13 protein-coding genes are annotated in these 17,885 nt (G+C 70.7%); 3 read left to right on the forward strand and 10 right to left on the reverse strand.

The features are described 5' to 3' along the window. Nucleotides 1–56: 56 nt before the first annotated feature. Nucleotides 57–1,418 carry an LCP family protein gene (locus OG303_RS29545; protein ID WP_405877548.1) on the reverse strand — a complete coding sequence of 454 codons (1,362 nt, stop codon included), beginning with the start codon at nt 1,416–1,418 and terminating at the stop codon, nt 57–59. 248 nt (nt 1,419–1,666) lie between these two features. Here OG303_RS29545 and OG303_RS29550 point away from each other — a divergent pair, with 248 nt between their 5' ends. Next, nucleotides 1,667–2,695 (forward strand): glycosyltransferase family 2 protein, encoded by a 1,029-nt coding sequence (locus OG303_RS29550; protein ID WP_405872125.1) that lies wholly within the window; start codon nt 1,667–1,669, stop codon nt 2,693–2,695. 29 nt (nt 2,696–2,724) lie between these two features. Here OG303_RS29550 and OG303_RS29555 read toward each other — a convergent pair whose 3' ends face one another. From OG303_RS29555 to OG303_RS29575, 5 genes are all read right to left on the reverse strand, one after another. Beyond that, on the reverse strand, nt 2,725–4,311 hold the full coding sequence (locus OG303_RS29555) for an LCP family protein (RefSeq protein WP_405872126.1): 1,587 nt from the start codon (nt 4,309–4,311) through the stop codon (nt 2,725–2,727). 312 nt (nt 4,312–4,623) lie between these two features. Beyond that, a complete protein-coding gene (locus OG303_RS29560) occupies nt 4,624–6,270 on the reverse strand; it encodes an LCP family protein (RefSeq protein WP_405872127.1) in 1,647 nt (548 codons plus the stop codon). A gap of 76 nt (nt 6,271–6,346) precedes the next feature. Further along, nucleotides 6,347–8,071 (reverse strand): LCP family protein, encoded by a 1,725-nt coding sequence (locus tag OG303_RS29565; RefSeq protein ID WP_405872128.1) that lies wholly within the window; start codon nt 8,069–8,071, stop codon nt 6,347–6,349. 245 nt (nt 8,072–8,316) lie between these two features. Continuing rightward, a complete protein-coding gene (locus OG303_RS29570; RefSeq protein WP_405872130.1) occupies nt 8,317–9,573 on the reverse strand; it encodes an LCP family protein in 1,257 nt (418 codons plus the stop codon). A gap of 123 nt (nt 9,574–9,696) precedes the next feature. After that, a complete protein-coding gene (locus OG303_RS29575; protein ID WP_405872131.1) occupies nt 9,697–10,452 on the reverse strand; it encodes a TIGR03089 family protein in 756 nt (251 codons plus the stop codon). Nucleotides 10,453–10,581: 129 nt separating this feature from the next. Here OG303_RS29575 and OG303_RS29580 point away from each other — a divergent pair, with 129 nt between their 5' ends. Next, nucleotides 10,582–12,021, forward strand: a complete 1,440-nt coding sequence (locus OG303_RS29580; RefSeq protein WP_405872132.1) for a peptidoglycan recognition protein — start codon at nt 10,582–10,584, stop codon at nt 12,019–12,021. 169 nt (nt 12,022–12,190) lie between these two features. Then, nucleotides 12,191–13,273, forward strand: a complete 1,083-nt coding sequence (locus OG303_RS29585) for a sugar phosphate nucleotidyltransferase (protein ID WP_405872133.1) — start codon at nt 12,191–12,193, stop codon at nt 13,271–13,273. Between the two features lie 30 nt (nt 13,274–13,303). Here OG303_RS29585 and OG303_RS29590 read toward each other — a convergent pair whose 3' ends face one another. The 4 genes from OG303_RS29590 to cofD form a co-directional block, all read right to left on the reverse strand. Then, the gene (locus tag OG303_RS29590) at nt 13,304–14,221 is read right to left on the reverse strand and encodes an SMP-30/gluconolactonase/LRE family protein (RefSeq protein ID WP_405872134.1); all 918 of its coding nucleotides are present in this window, start codon (nt 14,219–14,221) and stop codon (nt 13,304–13,306) included. A gap of 175 nt (nt 14,222–14,396) precedes the next feature. After that, entirely contained in the window at nt 14,397–15,401 is a 1,005-nt protein-coding gene (locus tag OG303_RS29595; protein WP_405872135.1) for a DNA-3-methyladenine glycosylase family protein, read from the reverse strand. A gap of 197 nt (nt 15,402–15,598) precedes the next feature. After that, on the reverse strand, nt 15,599–16,915 hold the full coding sequence (locus OG303_RS29600) for a coenzyme F420-0:L-glutamate ligase (protein ID WP_405877550.1): 1,317 nt from the start codon (nt 16,913–16,915) through the stop codon (nt 15,599–15,601). An 8-nt stretch (nt 16,916–16,923) separates the two neighbouring features. Further along, the gene (gene cofD, locus OG303_RS29605) at nt 16,924–17,883 is read right to left on the reverse strand and encodes a 2-phospho-L-lactate transferase (RefSeq protein WP_405872136.1); all 960 of its coding nucleotides are present in this window, start codon (nt 17,881–17,883) and stop codon (nt 16,924–16,926) included. Nucleotides 17,884–17,885: the final 2 nt, after the last annotated feature.

The raw sequence follows: 17,885 nt of genomic DNA on the forward strand, positions 1-17,885 counted from the left end.
CGCTCCTACTTCCACGGAGATCCATCAGAAGGGCCCTAACCGGCCCGCCAGGGGCGTCACGAGCACGCCACCTGATCTCCCGTCACCACCCCGGCCTCCCCCAGATACGCGTCCTCGGCCCGCACCTTCCGCACGTCCTTGAAGTCGGCCCCCGCGATCACCTTCAACGTCGCCCCGAGCCCCTTCACCGGCCGCAGTTCGCTGCCCGGCAGCGCGGCGGCCAGTGACTTGGCCGACCGGTCCCACCCGGGGTCGTAGGCGACGACCGTCCGCTTCAGGGTCCGGTCGGCCGCGTTCGACGGCATCCGGGTCGTCCGGAAACCCGCCCCCGCCAGCGCCGCGTCCGCGCGCTTGCCGAGCCCCTCGGTGGGCGTGCCGTTCTCGACCTGGACGCGGATCTGCTGCGGGGCCACGTCGACCGCGACCGCCGCGGGCTGCGACGAGTGCACGGCCAGGGGCTGGTCGTCGCGCAGGGACCGGAAGAGGCGGTCGGCCTTGGCGGTGTCCCATTTCAGCGTCTCGCCGATGCCCTTGACGACGTATCCCATCCGGCCGATGGGCACGGTCATGAACTCGGAGGACGAGGGGGAGAAGTTGCGCATGGCCCGGCCGAGGTCGAGCAGCTCGTCCGTGCCGAAGCCCTTGTCCGCGCGCACCGACCCCAGTACCGCCCGCGTCACGTCCCGGAACTTCATCGGGTTCAGCAGGATCCCGGAGGACGTGGCCCGCTCGACGAGCGCCGCCAGGAAGCGCTGCTGGCGCTTCATGCGGTTGAGGTCGGAGGCCCCGTCGACGTGCCGGGCGCGGACGTACTGCAGCGCCTGTCCGCCCGTCAGGGTGTGCGTTCCGGCGGAGAGGTCGAGTCCGGTGTACGAGTCCTTCAGGGGGGTGGCCGTGCAGATCTCCACCCCGCCGAGCACGTCCACCGTCTTCATGAAGCTGGTGAAGTCGACCTCCAGATAGTGGTCGATCTTCAGGTGAGTCATGTCCTCGACCGTCTGGACGGTGAGGTTCGGACCGCCTTCCGCGTACGCCGCGTTGAGCTTGATGGGGTGGCCCGCGACCTGCTTGCCGGTCTTCTCGTCGCTGCGCGCGGGCGTCATGGCGTACGAGTCGCGCGGCAGGCTCACCACACTCGCCCGCTCCCGGTCCTCCGAGATGTGCACGATCATGATCGTGTCGGTGCAGTGGCAGGGGGCGCCGCCCAGGTGGTAGCGGTGCCGCTCCTGGGCGCTGATCTGGTCGCGGCCGTCCGTGCCGACGAGCAGGACGTTCATCCCGTGGCCGGCCTGCGGGCGGTTCTTCATGTCCTTGAACGGGTCGACCCGGGCGATGCCCGCGTCGAGGCTGGTGACCACCGCGTGCCCGATCCCGGCGGAGGCGAGGACGACGACGGAGAGGGTCGTCGCCGCGCGCATCGCCCAGCGCGGCTTCTTCCGCCGTACCGGTGGTCGCGGCCCGCGGGGGTGCGGGGTGCGGGCGGGCTGGGGGCGGCGCTGCGGACGGGCGGGCGCGGCGGACCGAGGCTGCGTGGGCAAGGGGGGACACCTCCGGGCGTCGGCCGAACGTGGGATCGTGAGCACCGTAGGCCCATACGATCTGTGGCCCGGGCCACCGCCCCGGCGGGGCGCAGAGCTGTCCCCCATTCGCGGTAACGTAACGGGCGATGAACGCCAACCCCGACGCGCCGCTCCCCGCCGTTTCTGTGATCATGCCCGTCCTCGACGAGGAGCGGCATCTGCGCGGAGCCGTCCAAGCGATCCTCGCGCAGCAGTACGCCGGCGAGATGGAGGTCGTGATCGCCCTCGGTCCGTCCACGGACCGTACGGACGAGATCGCCGCCGAGCTCGTACGCGACGACCCGCGCGTCCACACCGTCCCGAACCCGACCGGTCGCACGCCGGCCGCCCTCAACGCCGCGATCAAGGCCTCCCGCCATCCGATCGTCGTCCGCGTCGACGGGCACGGCATCCTCTCGCCGAACTACATCGCGACCGCCGTACGGCTCCTGGCGGAGACCGGCGCGCAGAACGTCGGCGGCATCATGCACGCCGAGGGTGAGAACGACTGGGAGCACGCGGTCGCCGCCGCCATGACCTCGAAGATCGGGGTCGGCAACGCCGCCTTCCACACGGGCGGCGAGGCCCAGCAGGCCGAGACCGTCTACCTCGGTGTCTTCCGGCGCGAGGCGCTGGAGCAGCAGGGCGGGTACAACGAGGAGTTCATCCGCGCCCAGGACTGGGAGCTGAACTTCCGGATCCGCGAGGCCGGCGGGCTCATCTGGTTCTCGCCGGAGCTGAAGGTGTCGTACCGGCCGCGGCCGAGCGTGAAGGCGCTCGCCAAGCAGTACAAGGACTACGGCCGCTGGCGGCACGTCGTCGCCCGCTACCACGAGGGCTCCATCAACCTGCGCTACCTCGCGCCGCCGGCGGCTGTCCTCGCGATCGCGGCGGGCCTCGTGGTCGGTGCGGCCCTGACGCCCTGGGGTCTCGTGATTCCCGGCGGCTACCTCGCGGCGATAGCCCTCGGGTCCGTCCCGGCGGGCAAGGGGCTGCCGCTGAAGGCGCGGCTGCAGATCCCGGTGGCCCTGGCGACCATGCACATGTCGTGGGGCTGGGGATTCCTGACCAGCCCCAGGGCGCTGGCGAAGAAGGTCATCGCCTCCCGGCGCCCCGCGGTGCTCACCTCCAACTGAGCACCGGGGGCCGTCCGTCGAGAGCCTGGCTACCAGGTGTAGTTCGGGTTGACGTGCATGCACTGCTTCTTGTCCGAGCCGTTGATGACCTGCGCGGACGCGGGCGTCGTGTCGTCGTCCTCGGTGGTCGTGTACTTCGTGCCGGAGCGCCAGTCGGCGCCGACGACGAGGGTGACCCCGGAGACGTCGGTCGACTTCTTCACCGAACTCAGCGGAATCCCCAGTGACTTGGCGATGCGCTGGGCGTCGCCCTGCAGGTCGGCGCTCGGATAGCGGATCACCGTCTCGTCCTCGCTGAGGATCGTCGAGGAGTCCGCCACCGCCTCGGTGAACCCCTTGCCGACGAGCAACCGGGCGATCGCGCCCGCCCGTCCGGTGACCGCGAGCCGGGTGCTCGACCTCGTGCCGTTCTGCACCTGTACGGCGATCCTGTTGTCCGCGGCGGCAGGGTCCGAGGACGTCGTGGTCTTGGCGGACCTCTTCTTGTCCTTGCCGTCCAGGGCGATGTCCTCGCGCACCAGCCGGAACAGCTTCGCCGCGTCACCGGGCCTGGGCACGACCCGGCCGCTGTTCGTCGTGGAGTACTGCCAGGGCATCGTCGTCATGGTGATGCGCTTGGTGGGGACCTTCTTGAGCTCCTTGCTCAGGTCGTACAGCTTCGCCACGTTCCCCAGGCCGTCGTCGACGGTCAGGGCATTGGTGGCCGTCTCGGCGAGCTTGCGCAGTTCGTTGGGGTTGCTGAGCGTGGCGCTCTCGCGCAGCTGGCGCACCATGGCGTTCATGTACTGGTGCTGGGCCTTGGCCCGGGCTATGTCCGTGTTGTCCTCGAAGCCGTACCGCGTGCGCAGCCACTGCAGGGCCTGGACGCCCTTGACGTACGTGGTGCCCTTCTTCAGCTTCAGGCCCGAGCCGTGCCCGTCGGAGGACTTGGAGTGGATGTTGGCGTCCACACAGACCGGTACGCCGCCGATGGCGTCCGCCATGGACACCACGCCCGCGAAGTCGATCATCATGAAGTGGTCGATGTGGATGTCGGTCAGCTTCTCCCAGGTCGCCACCGTGCAGCCGGGCCCGCCGCGGCCCAGGGAGTCGTTGGTGATCTCCGAGGTGAGCGCCGAGTAGGACTTGCCGGTGTCGGGGTCCGTGCACTGGGGAATGTCGACCAGGGTGTCGCGGGGCATGCTCACGACCGACATGTTGGTGCGGTCCGCCGAGAGGTGCAGCAGCATCTGGACGTCGGCGCGCGGGGCGGTGTTGTACGTGTCCTTGGCACCGCCGAGCTTCTGGTTCTCCTTGGAGTTCCGCGCGTCGGAGCCGATCAGCAGGATGTTCAGCGGCGTCTGCCCGGCCTCGTTGGCCTTCGACTCGGCCGCCCGGTCCTTCTTGTCGCCGATGTTGAGGTCGTCCTTCTTGATGTTGGCGTTGAGGTGCTGGTAGTAGAGATATCCGGCACCCGCCGTGCCGAGTATCACCACCGCCAGAACCATCGCCGACCAGCGCAGGACGCGCCGTCTGCGACGTTTCCGGTCGCCGTCCGGGACGTGCCCCGGCCGCGCACCACCGCCGTGCCGGCGTTGCTCGGGCACTCTGTCCTGGCCCTGCGGTGTGAGGGACATCGTCTCCTCGACCGCGGGAACCTCTCCGCGCACACTGCTCCGCGCCAACTCCGTGCCCTCCCACCCCTGCGCCCTGCAACGGGTCCGCCCCGCGTCAGGTCAGACTCATGACGGACCCGTTGGGTTACCTGCCGGCGCGGCACTTTTTCCGCCGCGGACTGTCGAACCTCTCGGTCACCCGTCCCCCCGGGCGGAGTGAGCGAGAGGGCGCCGCCCTCCAAGCCCCCCTTGGACGTGAGCGCGCCTCATCATTGTGCAGCCAGTTAGGAGTTTGCTGTGGGCCTCCGGCGAGGCTGTGAGCGCCGCCTTTGGCTACCAGCGGTAGGGCGCGTAGACGTCCATGCACTTGCTCTTGTCCGAGCCGTTGATGGCGTCGGTGTTGCCCGGCAGGTTGCCGGCCGTCGGCGTGGACTGCTTCGGATACGTCGTGCCCGTGCGCCAGTCGGCGCCGACGACGAGCGTGACCCCGGAGACGTCGGTCGACTTCTTCACCGAACTCAGCGGAATCCCCAGCGACTTGGCGATGTGCTGGGCGTCGCCCTCCAGCTCGGCGCTCGGGTAGCGCACGACCGTCTCGTCCTCGGAGAGCCCCGCCGTGGTGTCCTTGGACGCCTTCGCGAACCCCTTCTCCACGAGCGTCTGGGCGACCGTGCCCGCGCGTCCGCGGACCGGGGCGAGGGTGGCGGAGCCGGTGGCGTTCTGCACGATGACACCGATCTGGCCGTCCGGCGCCGAAGGGGCCTTCGTGGCCTCCTGCTTGGCCTTCTTCTTGCTGCCCGACGCCTTGCCCTTGTCGTCGAAGGGCACGTCGTCGCGGAGCATCTGCCAGACCTTCTTGGCGTTGGTGCCGTCGGGTACGACGTGTTCGGCGTTCTGCGGGTCCGCGACGTTCGGCATCGTCAGCGAGGTGATGCGGTCCGTCGGCACCGACTTGAGCTGCATGCCCAGGTCGTACAGCTTCTTGACGGTGCCGATCTCCTCGGAGACCTTCAGGGACTTGGTGGCCGCCTCGGCGAGGTCCGTCAGCCGTCCGGTGTCGGTGAAGACGTTCTGCTTCTTCAGCGTGCGGATCATCGAGTTCAGGTACATGTGCTGGGCCCTGGCCCGCATCAGGTCACTGCCCCAGGCGTGCCGGGTGCGCAGCCACTGCAGCGCCGTCCTGCCCTCCACCTTGTGCGTGCCCGCCGTCATCTTCAGGCCGGAGCCGCCGGGCACCGCGGCCGTCGGGTGGTCCCACACGTTCTGGTTCACGCAGACCTCGACGCCGCCGATGGCGTCGGCCATCCGCACCACACCCGCGAAGTCGATGGTCATCCAGTGGTCGATGTAGACCCCGGTGAGGTTCTGCCAGGTGGCCAGCGTGCAGCCGGCGCCGCCGCGGGCCAGCGACGTGTTGATGATGTCGGTGGTCGCCGGGTACGTCTTGTCGGTGTCGGGGTCCGTGCACTTGGGGATGGGCACCCGGGTGTCGCGCGGGATGCTCACCATCGCGGCGCTCTTGCGGTCCGCGGACACGTGGATGAGCATCTGCACGTCGCCCAGCGGCGGGTTGGAGCGGTCGTTCTTGCCGCCGCCGAGCTTCACGTTCGCGTCGGAGCTACGGCTGTCGGAGCCTATGAGCAGGATGTTCATCGGCGTCTGACCGTCGGCGTTCGCCTTCGACTTCTGGGCCTTGGAATCGCCGCTGCTGCGCTGGCCCTTCTGGATGTTGCCGTTGAGGTGCTGGTAGTACAGGTATCCGGCGCCGGCCGTGCCGAGTATCAGTACCGCGAGCGTGGTCGCGGACCATCTGAGGACCCGGTGCTTGCGCCGCGGCCCCCGTCTGCGGTGCCCACCGCTGCCCTCGCCTCCCGTCCGGTCCCGGCCGGAGCCGTCCCCGTCCCGGGTCGTTCCATGGCCGTCAGAAGCGCGCCGGACGCCTGGTCGCGTCCCCTCCCCACGCACACTGCTCTGCGTCATTCCCCGTCCTCCCCACCCCTGCACCGACAAACGGGCCTGCCTTGCGTCCTGTTAGACGCACGACAGGCCCGTCAGGTCACTTGGCGCACTCAACCTTGTCCGCAGTGGACTTGTCGACGTCCGGTGCCTTGGTCGCCGCGGTGAGGGGGTCCCCCGCCTCCTCGAAGTCCTTGCCGAGGGTCAGGGTCATCGTCGGCAGGCCCTGGGAGTTGGTCACGCTCTTGCCGGGCTTCAACGCCGAGCCGGACAGGCCCATGATGGCGGCCAGCCGGCGCGCCTGGTCGGCCTGGTCGGGGGCGTACTCGAGCGTCGTCTTGCTGAGTGCCGCGTCCGCGTTGCCGGCGTTCTCGGACTTCAGCACGCCCGCCTTGTTCTGCAGGTACTCGAGCTCCGCCTGCGCACTGCCGGCGTCGGCGCCCCCGTTCAGGATCCGCACCCGCACCTCGGAGGCGGCCGACTTGGTGCCCTTGAGACGGGCGGCCACGGCGGCGGCCTCCTTCTTCTTCTGCTGCTTGACCGCGGTGAAGGAGACGTCGTTCTTGATGGCGTCGAAGACCTGCGGGGCCGTCGTGTCGTTGAGGACGACCGTCGCCTTCACCTTCTCGGCCGGGTTGTCGACGACCGGCACGGTGGTGAACGTCAGGTTCTTGGGGTTGAGCTTGCCCAGCTCCAGGCCGAGGTCCTTCAGCTTGCCGATGCTGTCGAGCTTGTCGTCGACGGTCAGCGCCTTGGTGCCGGCCTCGGCCACCTTCACCATCTTCGCCGGGTTGGTGAGCGTGTCGTTCGACTTCAGCTTGCGCATGAGCGCGCTGAGGAAGTTCTGCTGCAGCGTGATCCGGCTCAGGTCGCCGCCGAAGCCGACCGCGTGCCGGGTGCGTACGAAGGCGAGCGCGGTCTCGCCCTGGATGTGCTGCATGCCCTTCTTCAGGTTGAGGTGCGAGTCGGGGTCGTTGATGTCCTTGCCGAGACAGACGTCGACGCCGCCGACCGCGGTGGTGAGCGTCTTGACCGCGTTGAAGTCGGCGACCATGAAGTTGTCGGGCTTGACCCCGGTCAGCTCGGTGACCGTGCGCGCGACACAGCTGGGCGTGCGGTTGTCCTGGCCCAGGCTGGTGTTGAAGCGGACGTTGCTGGTGCCCGCGATGACCTTCTCGGTGCCGTCGGCCTGCTGGGTCGGGCAGTCCGGGACGTCGACGATCAGGTCACGCGGGATGCTCAACGCGGTCGCGTTCGAGCGGTCCTTGGAGAGGTGCAGCAGGATCGTGGTGTCGGCGTGGCCGACGCTGCCGGAGTCGCCGTAGTTCTCGTTGCCCTTGCCGGTGCGCTTGTCGGTGCCGATCAGCAGGATGTTGATCGCCTTGTCCTTGCTGAAGCCACCGGTGCTCGCGCCGTCGGAGGACGAGGACGTGATGTTGTCGTTGAGGTGCTTGATGTAGAGGTACGCACCGCCGGCCCCGGCGACCAGCACGAACGCCATGGCGCCGCCGGTCCACAGCAAGGCCTTCTTCGCCTTCGACTTCTTCTTCCCCGGCCGGTGGCCGCGCCGTCCGGGCAGCGGCTCCTCGGGCACACCGCGGCGCCGCCGCTGCGGCGGTACCGCGCGGCCAGGGGCCTGCGGCGTCGCCGTACGGCTACGCGTCGCGCCGCCCGCCCCACGGGGGGCGGATCTACGCGGACCGGGAACCGTCGACTGCGGTGTGGAAGGAGTCAGTCGCAGTTCGTATTCGCCGGTGTTCGGGTTGAGTACCCACTGGTCTGCGGGGTCGATGTTGTCCGCCCGCCCACGGCTTTGCGCGTCCACGGTTGTCTGAATCCTCCGTTTGGGCCACGCGGCACCTTCCCCCTCAAAGGCGCTCGGGTCTGTCACTCAACTCGGTGCACGACCCCGGGAAGGACCTCGCGGCCGGATGCACCGGATCGCTCACACTATCCGCCCAGTTCAGCGTCGAGCGACGTCGGTGACAAATTCCACGTTCCTACAACTGGGCAATCCGCCCATTTCCTTGGGATTTCTTGAGACGGCTGTTCGTCGCCTTGGTGCTCGCCTTACTCGCAGCCGTCCTCGGCGGCGGTGTTCCCGCTGAACGTCGGTGCGGGCGAAACGGGCATCGAGGGCTTGTCGGGCTGCTTTCCGCTCAACTTCCCGTCGTCGTACGCGTACTCGCCGTAGTCGTACGACTGCTCGTATGAATCCCCGCCCGGACCCCCGTACGAGTTCTCCTCGGCCCCCGGGGCCGAATTGCCACTCTTTGCGGAGGGATCCCGCGGAACTCCCTGCGCGACCGCCAACGGTGCGTCCCTGCGCAGCTGTTCGAACAGCTTCTCCGCCTCGGGTTCCACGAGTTGGTCGCGATTGGCGTTGTAGACGTACGACTCCCGCGGAACCGTGAGGAATTGCACCTGTTCGGTGGGGATGTGGCGCAGCCCGCGCACGAGTTCGTACAGACCGCGCAAACTCGCCAGATCCGGATCGGTGGTGAGGGACGACGTGGCGGCGTCCAGCACGGGATAGAGCTTCACCGGATTCAGCAGTACGTCATTGCTCTGCACCTTGTTGACGAGCGCTCCGAGGAATCGCTGCTGGCGGTCCATCCGGTCGGTGTCACTGCCGTTGCCCAGGGACTTGCGGGCGCGGACGTAGCCGAGGGCCTGCTCGCCGTCGAGCGTGACCCGTCCCGCGGGCAGCTTCAGCTTGGCGGCCTTGTCGTCGATCGGCTTCTTCAGGCACACCTGGACGCCGTCGACCGCGTCGACCATCTCCTTGAAGCCGTGGAAGTCGACGACGATGTGGTGGTCGATGCGGACGTCGGTGAGCTTCTCGACGGTCCGGATCGTGCAGGCCGAACCGCCCATCTGGAAGGCGTAGTTGAACATCGCGAAGGTCGGCTCGGAGCGGGTCCCGTCGGAGCGCAGACAGGAGGGCACGTCCACCATGAGGTCGCGGGGGAGGGAGATCGCGGTGGCGGTGCGCCGGCCCGCGGCGAGGTGCAACAGGATCGTCGTGTCGGACCGCTCGGTCCCCGAGTCCCGCCCGTAGCGGGAGTTGCCGTCCCCGGAGCGCGAGTCCGAACCGATCAGCAGGATGTTCTGCGCGCCCTTGACGAGCGAGGTGGGCCGCTCCTTCTCGTACCGGGCGAGCTCCGCGGCGGCCGCGTCGTCGGCCCTGATGTTCCCGTTCAGCTTCGCGTACAGCGCCCACCCGCCCCCGGCGGCCCCGACGACCAGCACCCCCACGGCCAGCCCTCCGTACCGCAGCCACCGCCGGCGCCGGCGCCGACGGGGCGTGCCTACGGTGTCGGTCACGTGCGGCTCCACCCCTCATGGCGTACGAACGTGCTGTTCCTACGACCATGACCTGGAGGGGCGGGCGGAGGCCGCCGTTACTGGCCCGTCCGGGTGACGGCACCCGGCGAACGGCACCTCACGTCAGCGGCGCGTGGCCGTGACCCGCTCGCTGTCCACCCGCTCGGCCAGAGCCTCCTCGCCCAGCTGCGAAAGATGCCGGCACAGCACCACGGACCCCCCGGACGCGAGCGCCCCGTACAGCCCGGCGTTCAGTCCGTCCCACGTGTCGTACGCCAGCCCCGACAGAATCCGCGACCCCGGCCCCGTCAGCCCCAGCCCCGTCGCCTCCGCCCGAGCCCGCTCGACGACCTCCGCCCCGCTGAACTCCCGCCCGGCCACGATCAGCGCGGGCTCCTCGGGATCCACCGGCGCGAACGGCGCGAACCGGTCCCCCTGGCTCGGCACCTCCACGGCGTAGTCGGCGAAGCCGTCCGGCGGCTGCGGGAACCGCCCGCCCAGCGGCCGCAGCGCGAGGGCGACCCGCTCTCCCTTGCACGCCCGCGCGGCGGACAGCGTGTCCGGACCGCTCACCACGACGTCGGCCGCCGCCGGGTCCCCGTCGACGTCCGCGATCACGCCCACCGACGCGCACGCCAGCAGCCACACCGCCGTCTGCCAGTGCGCGGGCAGCAGCAGCGCGACCCGGTCGCCGGGGCCCGCGGCGAGGTCGCCCTGGAGGAGGTTGGCGGTCTTGGCCACCCAATTGGCGAAGGTGGCCACGGACAGTTCGACGCGCTCGCCCGTGGCGTCGTCGTAGAAGGTCACCAGGGGGCGTCCGGGGTCCGCGGCGAGCGCGGAACGCAGCAGGTCGGCAGGGGTGCGGTCGGTGGCGTTCACCCGCGCAAGGGTACGCGGACGGCCGGTCGCGCACCGCCCGGTGGGGCCACCGGTTCGGAGGAGCGGCAGCCGACGGTCCGTCAATTCCCGGATGGACAGATATGTATGACTATGTCCAAGATCGGGAGCATGCGTGGATTCCTTGCTTCCTCGATCGCCTCTTCGGTCGGCGTCGCCTGCGCGACCGCCCTCGTCCTTCCGCTGACCCTGCCCGCGACCGCGGCGACGGCGAGACCCGCGCCCGCCGGAGCACGATCCGCGCCGGCGGCCGGCCGGCCCGATCTCCCCGGCAGCACCCAGTCGCTGCCCCTCGCCCCCCTCACCCGCAACCGCGCCATCGGCTTCGGCGCCGTCGCGGAACAGGGGCTGACCCGCCAGGACGTACGGCACTTCTCGATGGTCGGCGTCATCTGGGACAACCCGGACACCAAACTGCACGGCCACGTCCAGGTCCGCACCCGCGCGACCGGCAACGGCACCTGGTCCGGCTGGCAGAGCCTCGAGACGCACAACGACGACGCGGCCGACCCCGACACCGCCGAGCGCACCTCGGGCCGCGTCCGCGGCTCCACCGCACCGCTGTGGGTGGGCGACTCGGACGGCGTGGAGGTCCGGGTCCGGGCCGAGGGCGGATCCGGTACCGAAGCCGCCGCCCCGAGCACCCGCGCGGTCGCGGCCGCCTCCGCCCTCCCCTCGGGCCTGCGCCTGGAACTCGTGGACCCCGGCGACGAGGCCCCGGCCGAGGACGCGCCGCCGGTCGCGTTGCACGGCATGCCGGCCGAAGCGCCCCCCGCCGGCGCCCTGGCCGCCGAGTCGGCCGAGTCCCTGGCCGCGTCCACCGCCAACGCGGACCTCGCCCCGCTCGGCGCCACCGAGATCCCCGCGCTGAGCCGCGCCGCGACCGAGCGGGAGCTGCAGACGCTGCGTGGCAGCGAACTGACGAAGGCTCAGCGGGCGAAGCCCTACATCGGCCCACGTCCCCGCATCATCACCCGCCGCGGCTGGGGCGCGAACGAGAAGCTGCGCGAGAAGGGGTTCGTCTACACGAAGAAGGTCAAGGCGGCGTTCGTGCACCACACGGCGTCCGGCAACGGGTACAAGTGCTCGCAGGCCGCCTCCGTCATCCGCGGTATCTACCGCTACCACGTCAAGAGCATGGGCTGGCGCGACATCGGCTACAACTTCCTCGTCGACAAGTGCGGAAACATCTACGAGGGGCGTGCCGGGGGAGTGGCGAAGGCCGTCTTCGGCGCCCACACCCTCGGTTTCAACACCAACAGCATGGGGATCGCCGTCCTCGGCACCTTCGGTTCCAGCAAGCCGCCCGCGGCCGCGCTGAAGGCCATCTCGCGGATCACGGCCTGGAAACTCGGTCTTTACGGTGCCAATCCGCGCGGAAAGACATATCTGAAGTCGGGCGGTGGCAATCTCTACCGAAAGGGAAAGAACGTACGACTGAATGTGATCTCCGGCCACCGTGACGGCTTCGCCACGGACTGCCCGGGCACGCAGCTCTACCGCAAGCTCGGCACGGCCCGCTCCACGGCGGCGCGTTACCAGGGACGCTAGGGCTCGCCCACAAGGGAGTTGGGCAAGGAGGCGCAGCTACGCCAGGGGGCCTGCACCGGGTGGAACCGCGGAACGCCGCACGGCCGTCGAAGGCGCCGCACAACGGTCTGCATAAACTGGCCGGCCGAAAGACAGTTCGGCCGGTCCCGGCAGGAAGCAGAGACGACAGGTGACAGAAGCGATCCTCCTGGTCGGCGGCAAGGGCACCCGGCTGCGTCCGCTCACGGTCCACACGCCGAAGCCCATGGTCCGGGCGGCCGGCGTCCCGTTCCTCACGCACCAGCTGGCGAGAGCGAGAGCGGCGGGCGTGGACCACATCGTGCTGGCCACGTCCTACCTCGCCGAGGTCTTCGAGCCCCACTTCGGCGACGGCTCGTCCCTGGGCCTCCACCTCGAGTACGTGACGGAGGAGGAGCCCCTCGGCACGGGCGGCGCCATCCGCAACGGCGCGTCCCGTCTGCACTCGGGCCCCGACGAGCCGGTCCTGGTCTTCAACGGCGACATCCTGACGGGCCTGAACATCAGGGCCCTCGTCGACACCCACGAGACGACGGGCGCCGACGTCTCCCTCCACCTCACCAAGGTCACCGACCCACGCGCCTACGGCCTGGTCCCCACGGACGACACGGGCCGCGTCCTCGCCTTCCTGGAGAAGCCGCAGACCCCCGAGGAGATCGTCACCGACCAGATCAACGCGGGGGCGTACGTCTTCCGCCGCTCGGTCATCGACGCGATCCCCGCGGGCCGCCCGGTCTCGGTGGAACGGGAGACGTTCCCCGGTCTGCTGTCGGCCGGAGCCCACCTGCAGGGCATGGTCGACTCCACGTACTGGCTGGACCTCGGCACTCCGGCGGCCTTCGTCCGCGGCTCCGCCGACCTGGTCCTGGGCCGGGCTCCGTCCCCCGCGGTCCCCGGCCGCTGCGGCGACCGCCTGATCCTGCCGACGGCGAGGGTCGCCCCCGACGCCAAGCTGACGGGCGGCACGGTGGTGGGCGAGGGCGCGTTCGTGGCGGAGGGCGCGCGGGTCTTCGGCTCGACGATCCTGCCGGGCGCCGTCATCGAACCCGGCGCCGTCATCACCGACTCCCTCATCGGCACCCGCGCGCGCGTGGGCGAGCGCTCCGTCCTGACCGGCACGGTCATCGGCGACGGCGCCGTCATCGGCGCCGACAACGAACTGCTGGACGGCATGCGGGTGTGGTGCGACGCACGGATCCCGGCGGGGTCGGTGCGGTTCTCCTCGGACCAGTAGCCAGGCACCAGGGGGCGCCGGGCCCGTGTCTCACACGCGCGGCGCCCCCGTCACCGACATCACCAGCGAGTACAGCGAGGTGGTGGCCGTGATGAACAGGCGGTTGTTCTTGGGTCCGCCGAAGGCGATGTTGGAGACCGGCTCGGGCACGCGGAGCCGGCCGATGAGGGTGCCGTCGGGGTCGTAGCAGTGGACCCCGTCGCCCAGGGCGGCGGCCCACAGGCGGCCCTCGTCGTCGAAGCGGATGTTGTCGTAGTGGACGCCGTCCGCGGCCGCGGCGAAGACCTTCCCGCCGGACAGCGTGCCGTCGTCGCCGACGTCGAAGACGCGGATCCGGGCGGCCCGCGAGTCGGAGACGTACAACTGCCGCTCGTCGGGGGAGAGGATGACGCCGTTGGGGCCCTCGAACCCCTCCGCGGCAAGCCGCACCTCCCCGCTCGCCGGATCGATCCGGTACACGTTGCACGCGCCGATCTCGGACTTCGCGCGATGGCCCTCGTAGTCGCTGAGGATGCCGAAGTCCGGGTCGGAGAACCAGATCGTGCCGTCGGAGCGTACGACCGAGTCGTTCGGGCTGTTGAGGCGCTTGCCGGCGTAGCGCTCGGCGAGGACGGTGACCGAGCCGTCGGGTTCGGTGCGGGTGACGCGGCGGTTGCCCTGCTCGCAGCTGACCAGCCGGCCCTGCCGGTCGAGGGTGTTGCCGTTGACGTGACCGGCCGGGGTGCGGAAGACGCCGACCGCTCCGGTGGCCTCGTCCCAGCGCAGGATGCGGTCGTTCGGGATGTCGCTCCAGATCAGCTGGCGCCAGGCGGGCAGATACAGCGGGCCCTCGGCCCAGCGGCAGCCGTCGTGGAGCACCTCCAGCCTGCTGTCGCCGTTCGTGCAGCCTCCGGTGCGGAAGCGGTCGTCCAGGATCTCGTACGGGTCGTCGACGATGTGACCGGACATGGTTTCCTCTCGGAGACGTTGATCAGGACGAGACTCAACGTAACGCCGTCCGGCCCCGCGCCGCGCTGTCCGAGAGGGAGCGATCAGGGCCGGTACGAAGGAGCGATCAGGGCCGGTACGAAGGAGCGATCAGGACCAGTACGAAAGAGCAGTCAGGGCCGGTACGAAAGAGCGGTCAGAGCAGCCCGATGTCGGTCTTCGGCATCTTCGGCGCCCGCCTCGGCGGCACCCGTCCGCTCAGCAGGATCAACCGCGCCGCCCGATGCCGCTGCCCCGCATAGGGCTCCAGCAGCTCCAGCATGACGGCGTCGTCCGCGTGCCGGTCCCCGGCGAGCGCCCACCCGACGATGCCGGGCAGATGCAGATCCCCGACGGTCACGGCGTCCGGCGCCCCATGACTGCGCTGCACGGTCTCCGCCGACGTCCACGGACCGATCCCCGGTACGACCTCCAACCGGGCCTGCGCGGCCGCCGGTTCCATGCCGACCGCCTCCTCCAGCCGCGCGGCGACCCGTACGGCCCGCAGGATCGTCGACGCCCGCTTGTTGTCGACCCCGGCCCGGTGCCACTCCCACGACGGGATCAACGCCCACGTCCGAGGTTGCGGCATCACCCACAGACGCCCGCCCGCCGCGGGCCCCGGCGCCGGCTCCCCGTACTTGCGCACCAGCAGCCGCCACGCCCGATAGGCCTCGGCGGTCGTGACCTTCTGCTCCAGGACCGACGGGATCAGCGACTCCAGCACCAGTCCGGTCCGCGTCAGCCTCAGCCCCGGCCGCCGGTGCCGCGCGAGCGCCACCAACCGGTGCCGAGGCGCGAACGCGTCCGGATCGTCCGCGGCCCCGAGCAGCTCAGGCAACTGCTCCAGCAGCCACTCGGCCCCAGGTCCCCACGCCTCCCCGCGCACCTCGCTCCCGCACACGGCGACCCGCAGCGTCCCCGGCCCGGCAGGGGTGAGGCAGGCCCGCCACACGGACCCGTCGGGCATCGCCCGGAACGTCGGATCCCCCGGCCCCCGCCGAAGCGGCCCCAGCACCAGGCCGAGGTTCAGCGACCCCTCCGGCTTCACGGTCCGCACCCGCCCCTGTGCCGCGGCCTGCCGCGGCACACCCGCGGGCACGACGACATCCCCACCGCGCACGGTCGTACGAGTGGGCCGGGGAGCGAATCGTCCTGCCACAGGTGAGTTCCTTGGGAGCCGGGGATGCCCCACGAGAGTAGGCGGTACATACGACTGCCGGTGCGCACAACGCCCTCTGGGGGGCGCGGGGCGCTATCGATATGCGGCTCCGCCGCGGGGGCGCGATCAGCCCCCACAGGCCCGCACTCGCCCAAAGACCCCGACCACCCACAAACCGAAGGCGCCCCCACCGAGCGTCACCGAACTTCGAAGAACGCCCCCGCATCCCGCTCGGGCCGAGGCCGCGGCTCCTCCGCCGGATGCCCGACAGCCACCGCCCCCATCGGATCCCAGTCCTCCGGCAACGCCAGCACATCCCGGACGACATCCCGGCAGAACATCGTCGACGACACCCACGCGGACCCCAGCCGCTCCCCGGCCAGCGCGACCAGGAAGTTCTGCACACCGGCGCCCGCGGCGACCACGAACATCTCCCGCTCGGCCCCGTCCCGCCGCGCGTCCCCGTACGTGTGCGACCCGTCCATGACGAGACACGGCACCACCAGATACGGCGCGTTCCGCAGGACATCCCCCCGCCGCACCCGCTTGGCGATGGACTCCTCGCTCTTCCCGTCCCGCCGCAGATCGGCGATCCAGGCGTCGCGCATGGCGTCCAGCAGCCCGGTCCGCGCGGCCTGGGACTCCAGCAGCACGAACCGCCACGGCGTCGTGTGATGCGGCGCCGGCGCCGTCACGGCCGCGGCGACGGCCCGCCGTACGGCACCGGGGTCGACCGGTTCGTCGGTGAAGGCCCGCACCGTGCGGCGCTGGGTCACCGCCGTCCGGATCGCCTCGGAGGTCCCCAGCCGGAACATGTCGTCGCGCCCGCCGCGCACCATGGCCCGCGCCCCCTCGCCGTCGTCCTCGGCCACCACGTGCGCCAGCCCGCGCACGACGGCGACGGGCAGCCCGGCGGCCTTGCCCTTGATCAGATCGCCGGCGGCCGCCAACTCGTCCGCCGTCGCCACGACCGTCGCGCTGAGTGGATTGCCGTACGCGTCCGTGCCGCCGCGCAGATCGTCCAGTACGTGCACCCCGGCGGCGCCGATCGCGACGTCCGTCAGCCCCGAGCGCCACGGTCGCCCGAAGGTGTCCGTGAGGACGACGCCGACGTGGACGCCGAGGGCGTCCCGCAGACCGTCCCGGATCGCCCGGGCGGACGCGTCCGGATCCTCGGGCAGCAACAGCACGGTGCCGGCAGGGGTGTTGGAGGCGTCGACCCCGGCCGCGGCCATCACGAGCCCCTGCCGGTTCTCGACGATCCGCAACGCCCCGCGCCGGGCCACGACCCGCACGGTCTCGGCATCGATGGCGGCCTCCCGGTCGCTCGCCTCGACGACCCGTCCCTCGGCCTTGGACACGATCTTCGAGGTGACGAGCACGACGTCCCCGTCGGACAGCCCGGGCTCGGCGGCGGCGATCAACTTGGCGACGTCGTCACCCGGCGCGACCTCGGGAAGCCCGGCCACGGCCCAGACCCGATACCCCGACGCGTCCCCGGCGACCTCGGACATGTCCTCGCTCAAGGCACCCGCACCTCCTCCGCCAGCGCCAGCGCCTCACGCGCCATCTCGGTGGTCGCGTCGAGGTCGGTCATCATCAGCGGTACGGCCCGGCACCGGATCCCGGCGCTCTCGACCCGCTCCACCACGCCCGCGTCCACGGTGTCGACGAGCCAGCCGTCGAGCAGTCCCGAGCCGTAGTGCTCGGCCACCGCCGCGGCCGTCGACTCCACACCGACCGCCGCGAGCACCTTGTCGGCCATCCCGCGCACGGGCGCGTCCCCGACGATGGGGGAGAGGCCGACGACCGGCACGCCGGCCTCGGCGATCGCCTCACGGATGCCGGGCACGGCGAGGATCGTGCCGACGGAGACGACCGGGTTCGACGGCGGGAACAGCACCACGTCCGCCTCCGCGATCGCCTCCACCACACCCGGCGCCGGCTTCGACTGCTCGGCCCCGACGGGCACGACCGCCTCGGCCGGCACGGAGGCCCGCAGCCGCACCCAGTACTCCTGGAAGTGCACCGCCTTGCGCTCGCCGTCGACCTCGACGGCCACGTGCGTCTCGACCCGGTCGTCCGTCATGGGGATCAGCCGCACGCCCGGCTTCCACCGGTCGCACAGCGCCTGAGTCACCGCGCTGAGCGGATACCCGGCGCCGATCATCTGCGTCCGCACGATGTGCGTGGCGAAGTCCCGGTCGCCGAGCCCGAACCACTCGGGCCCCACGCCGTACGCCGCGAGCTCCTCCTTGAGGTGGAAGGTCTCGTCGGCCCGACCCCAGCCCTGCTCCTCGTTGATGCCGCCGCCGAGCGTGTACATCACCGTGTCGAGGTCCGGGCAGACCTTCAGTCCGAAGAGGTGGATGTCGTCCCCGGTGTTGCCGATGACGGTGATGTCCGCGTCCGGCACGGCCCGCTTCAGACCGCGCAGGAACCGGGCACCACCGATGCCGCCTGCCAGAACCACAATGCGCATGG

It is taken from the genome of Streptomyces sp. NBC_00005, assembly GCF_045160215.1.
Classification (GTDB): Bacteria; Actinomycetota; Actinomycetes; order Streptomycetales; family Streptomycetaceae; genus Streptomyces.

Bases quoted from the DNA above. Each gene is read 5' to 3' on its own strand.
- OG303_RS29555 (WP_405872126.1), bottom strand. From the start codon at position 4,311: ATGTCCCTCACACCGCAGGGCCAGGACAGAGTGCCCGAGCAACGCCGG.
- OG303_RS29550 (WP_405872125.1), top strand. From the start codon at position 1,667: ATGAACGCCAACCCCGACGCGCCGCTCCCCGCCGTTTCTGTGATCATG.
- cofD (WP_405872136.1), bottom strand. From the start codon at position 17,883: ATGCGCATTGTGGTTCTGGCAGGCGGCATCGGTGGTGCCCGGTTCCTG.
- OG303_RS29545 (WP_405877548.1), bottom strand. From the start codon at position 1,418: ATGCGCGCGGCGACGACCCTCTCCGTCGTCGTCCTCGCCTCCGCCGGG.
- OG303_RS29600 (WP_405877550.1), bottom strand. From the start codon at position 16,915: ATGTCCGAGGTCGCCGGGGACGCGTCGGGGTATCGGGTCTGGGCCGTG.
- OG303_RS29590 (WP_405872134.1), bottom strand. From the start codon at position 14,221: ATGTCCGGTCACATCGTCGACGACCCGTACGAGATCCTGGACGACCGC.
- OG303_RS29580 (WP_405872132.1), top strand. From the start codon at position 10,582: ATGCGTGGATTCCTTGCTTCCTCGATCGCCTCTTCGGTCGGCGTCGCC.
- OG303_RS29560 (WP_405872127.1), bottom strand. From the start codon at position 6,270: ATGACGCAGAGCAGTGTGCGTGGGGAGGGGACGCGACCAGGCGTCCGG.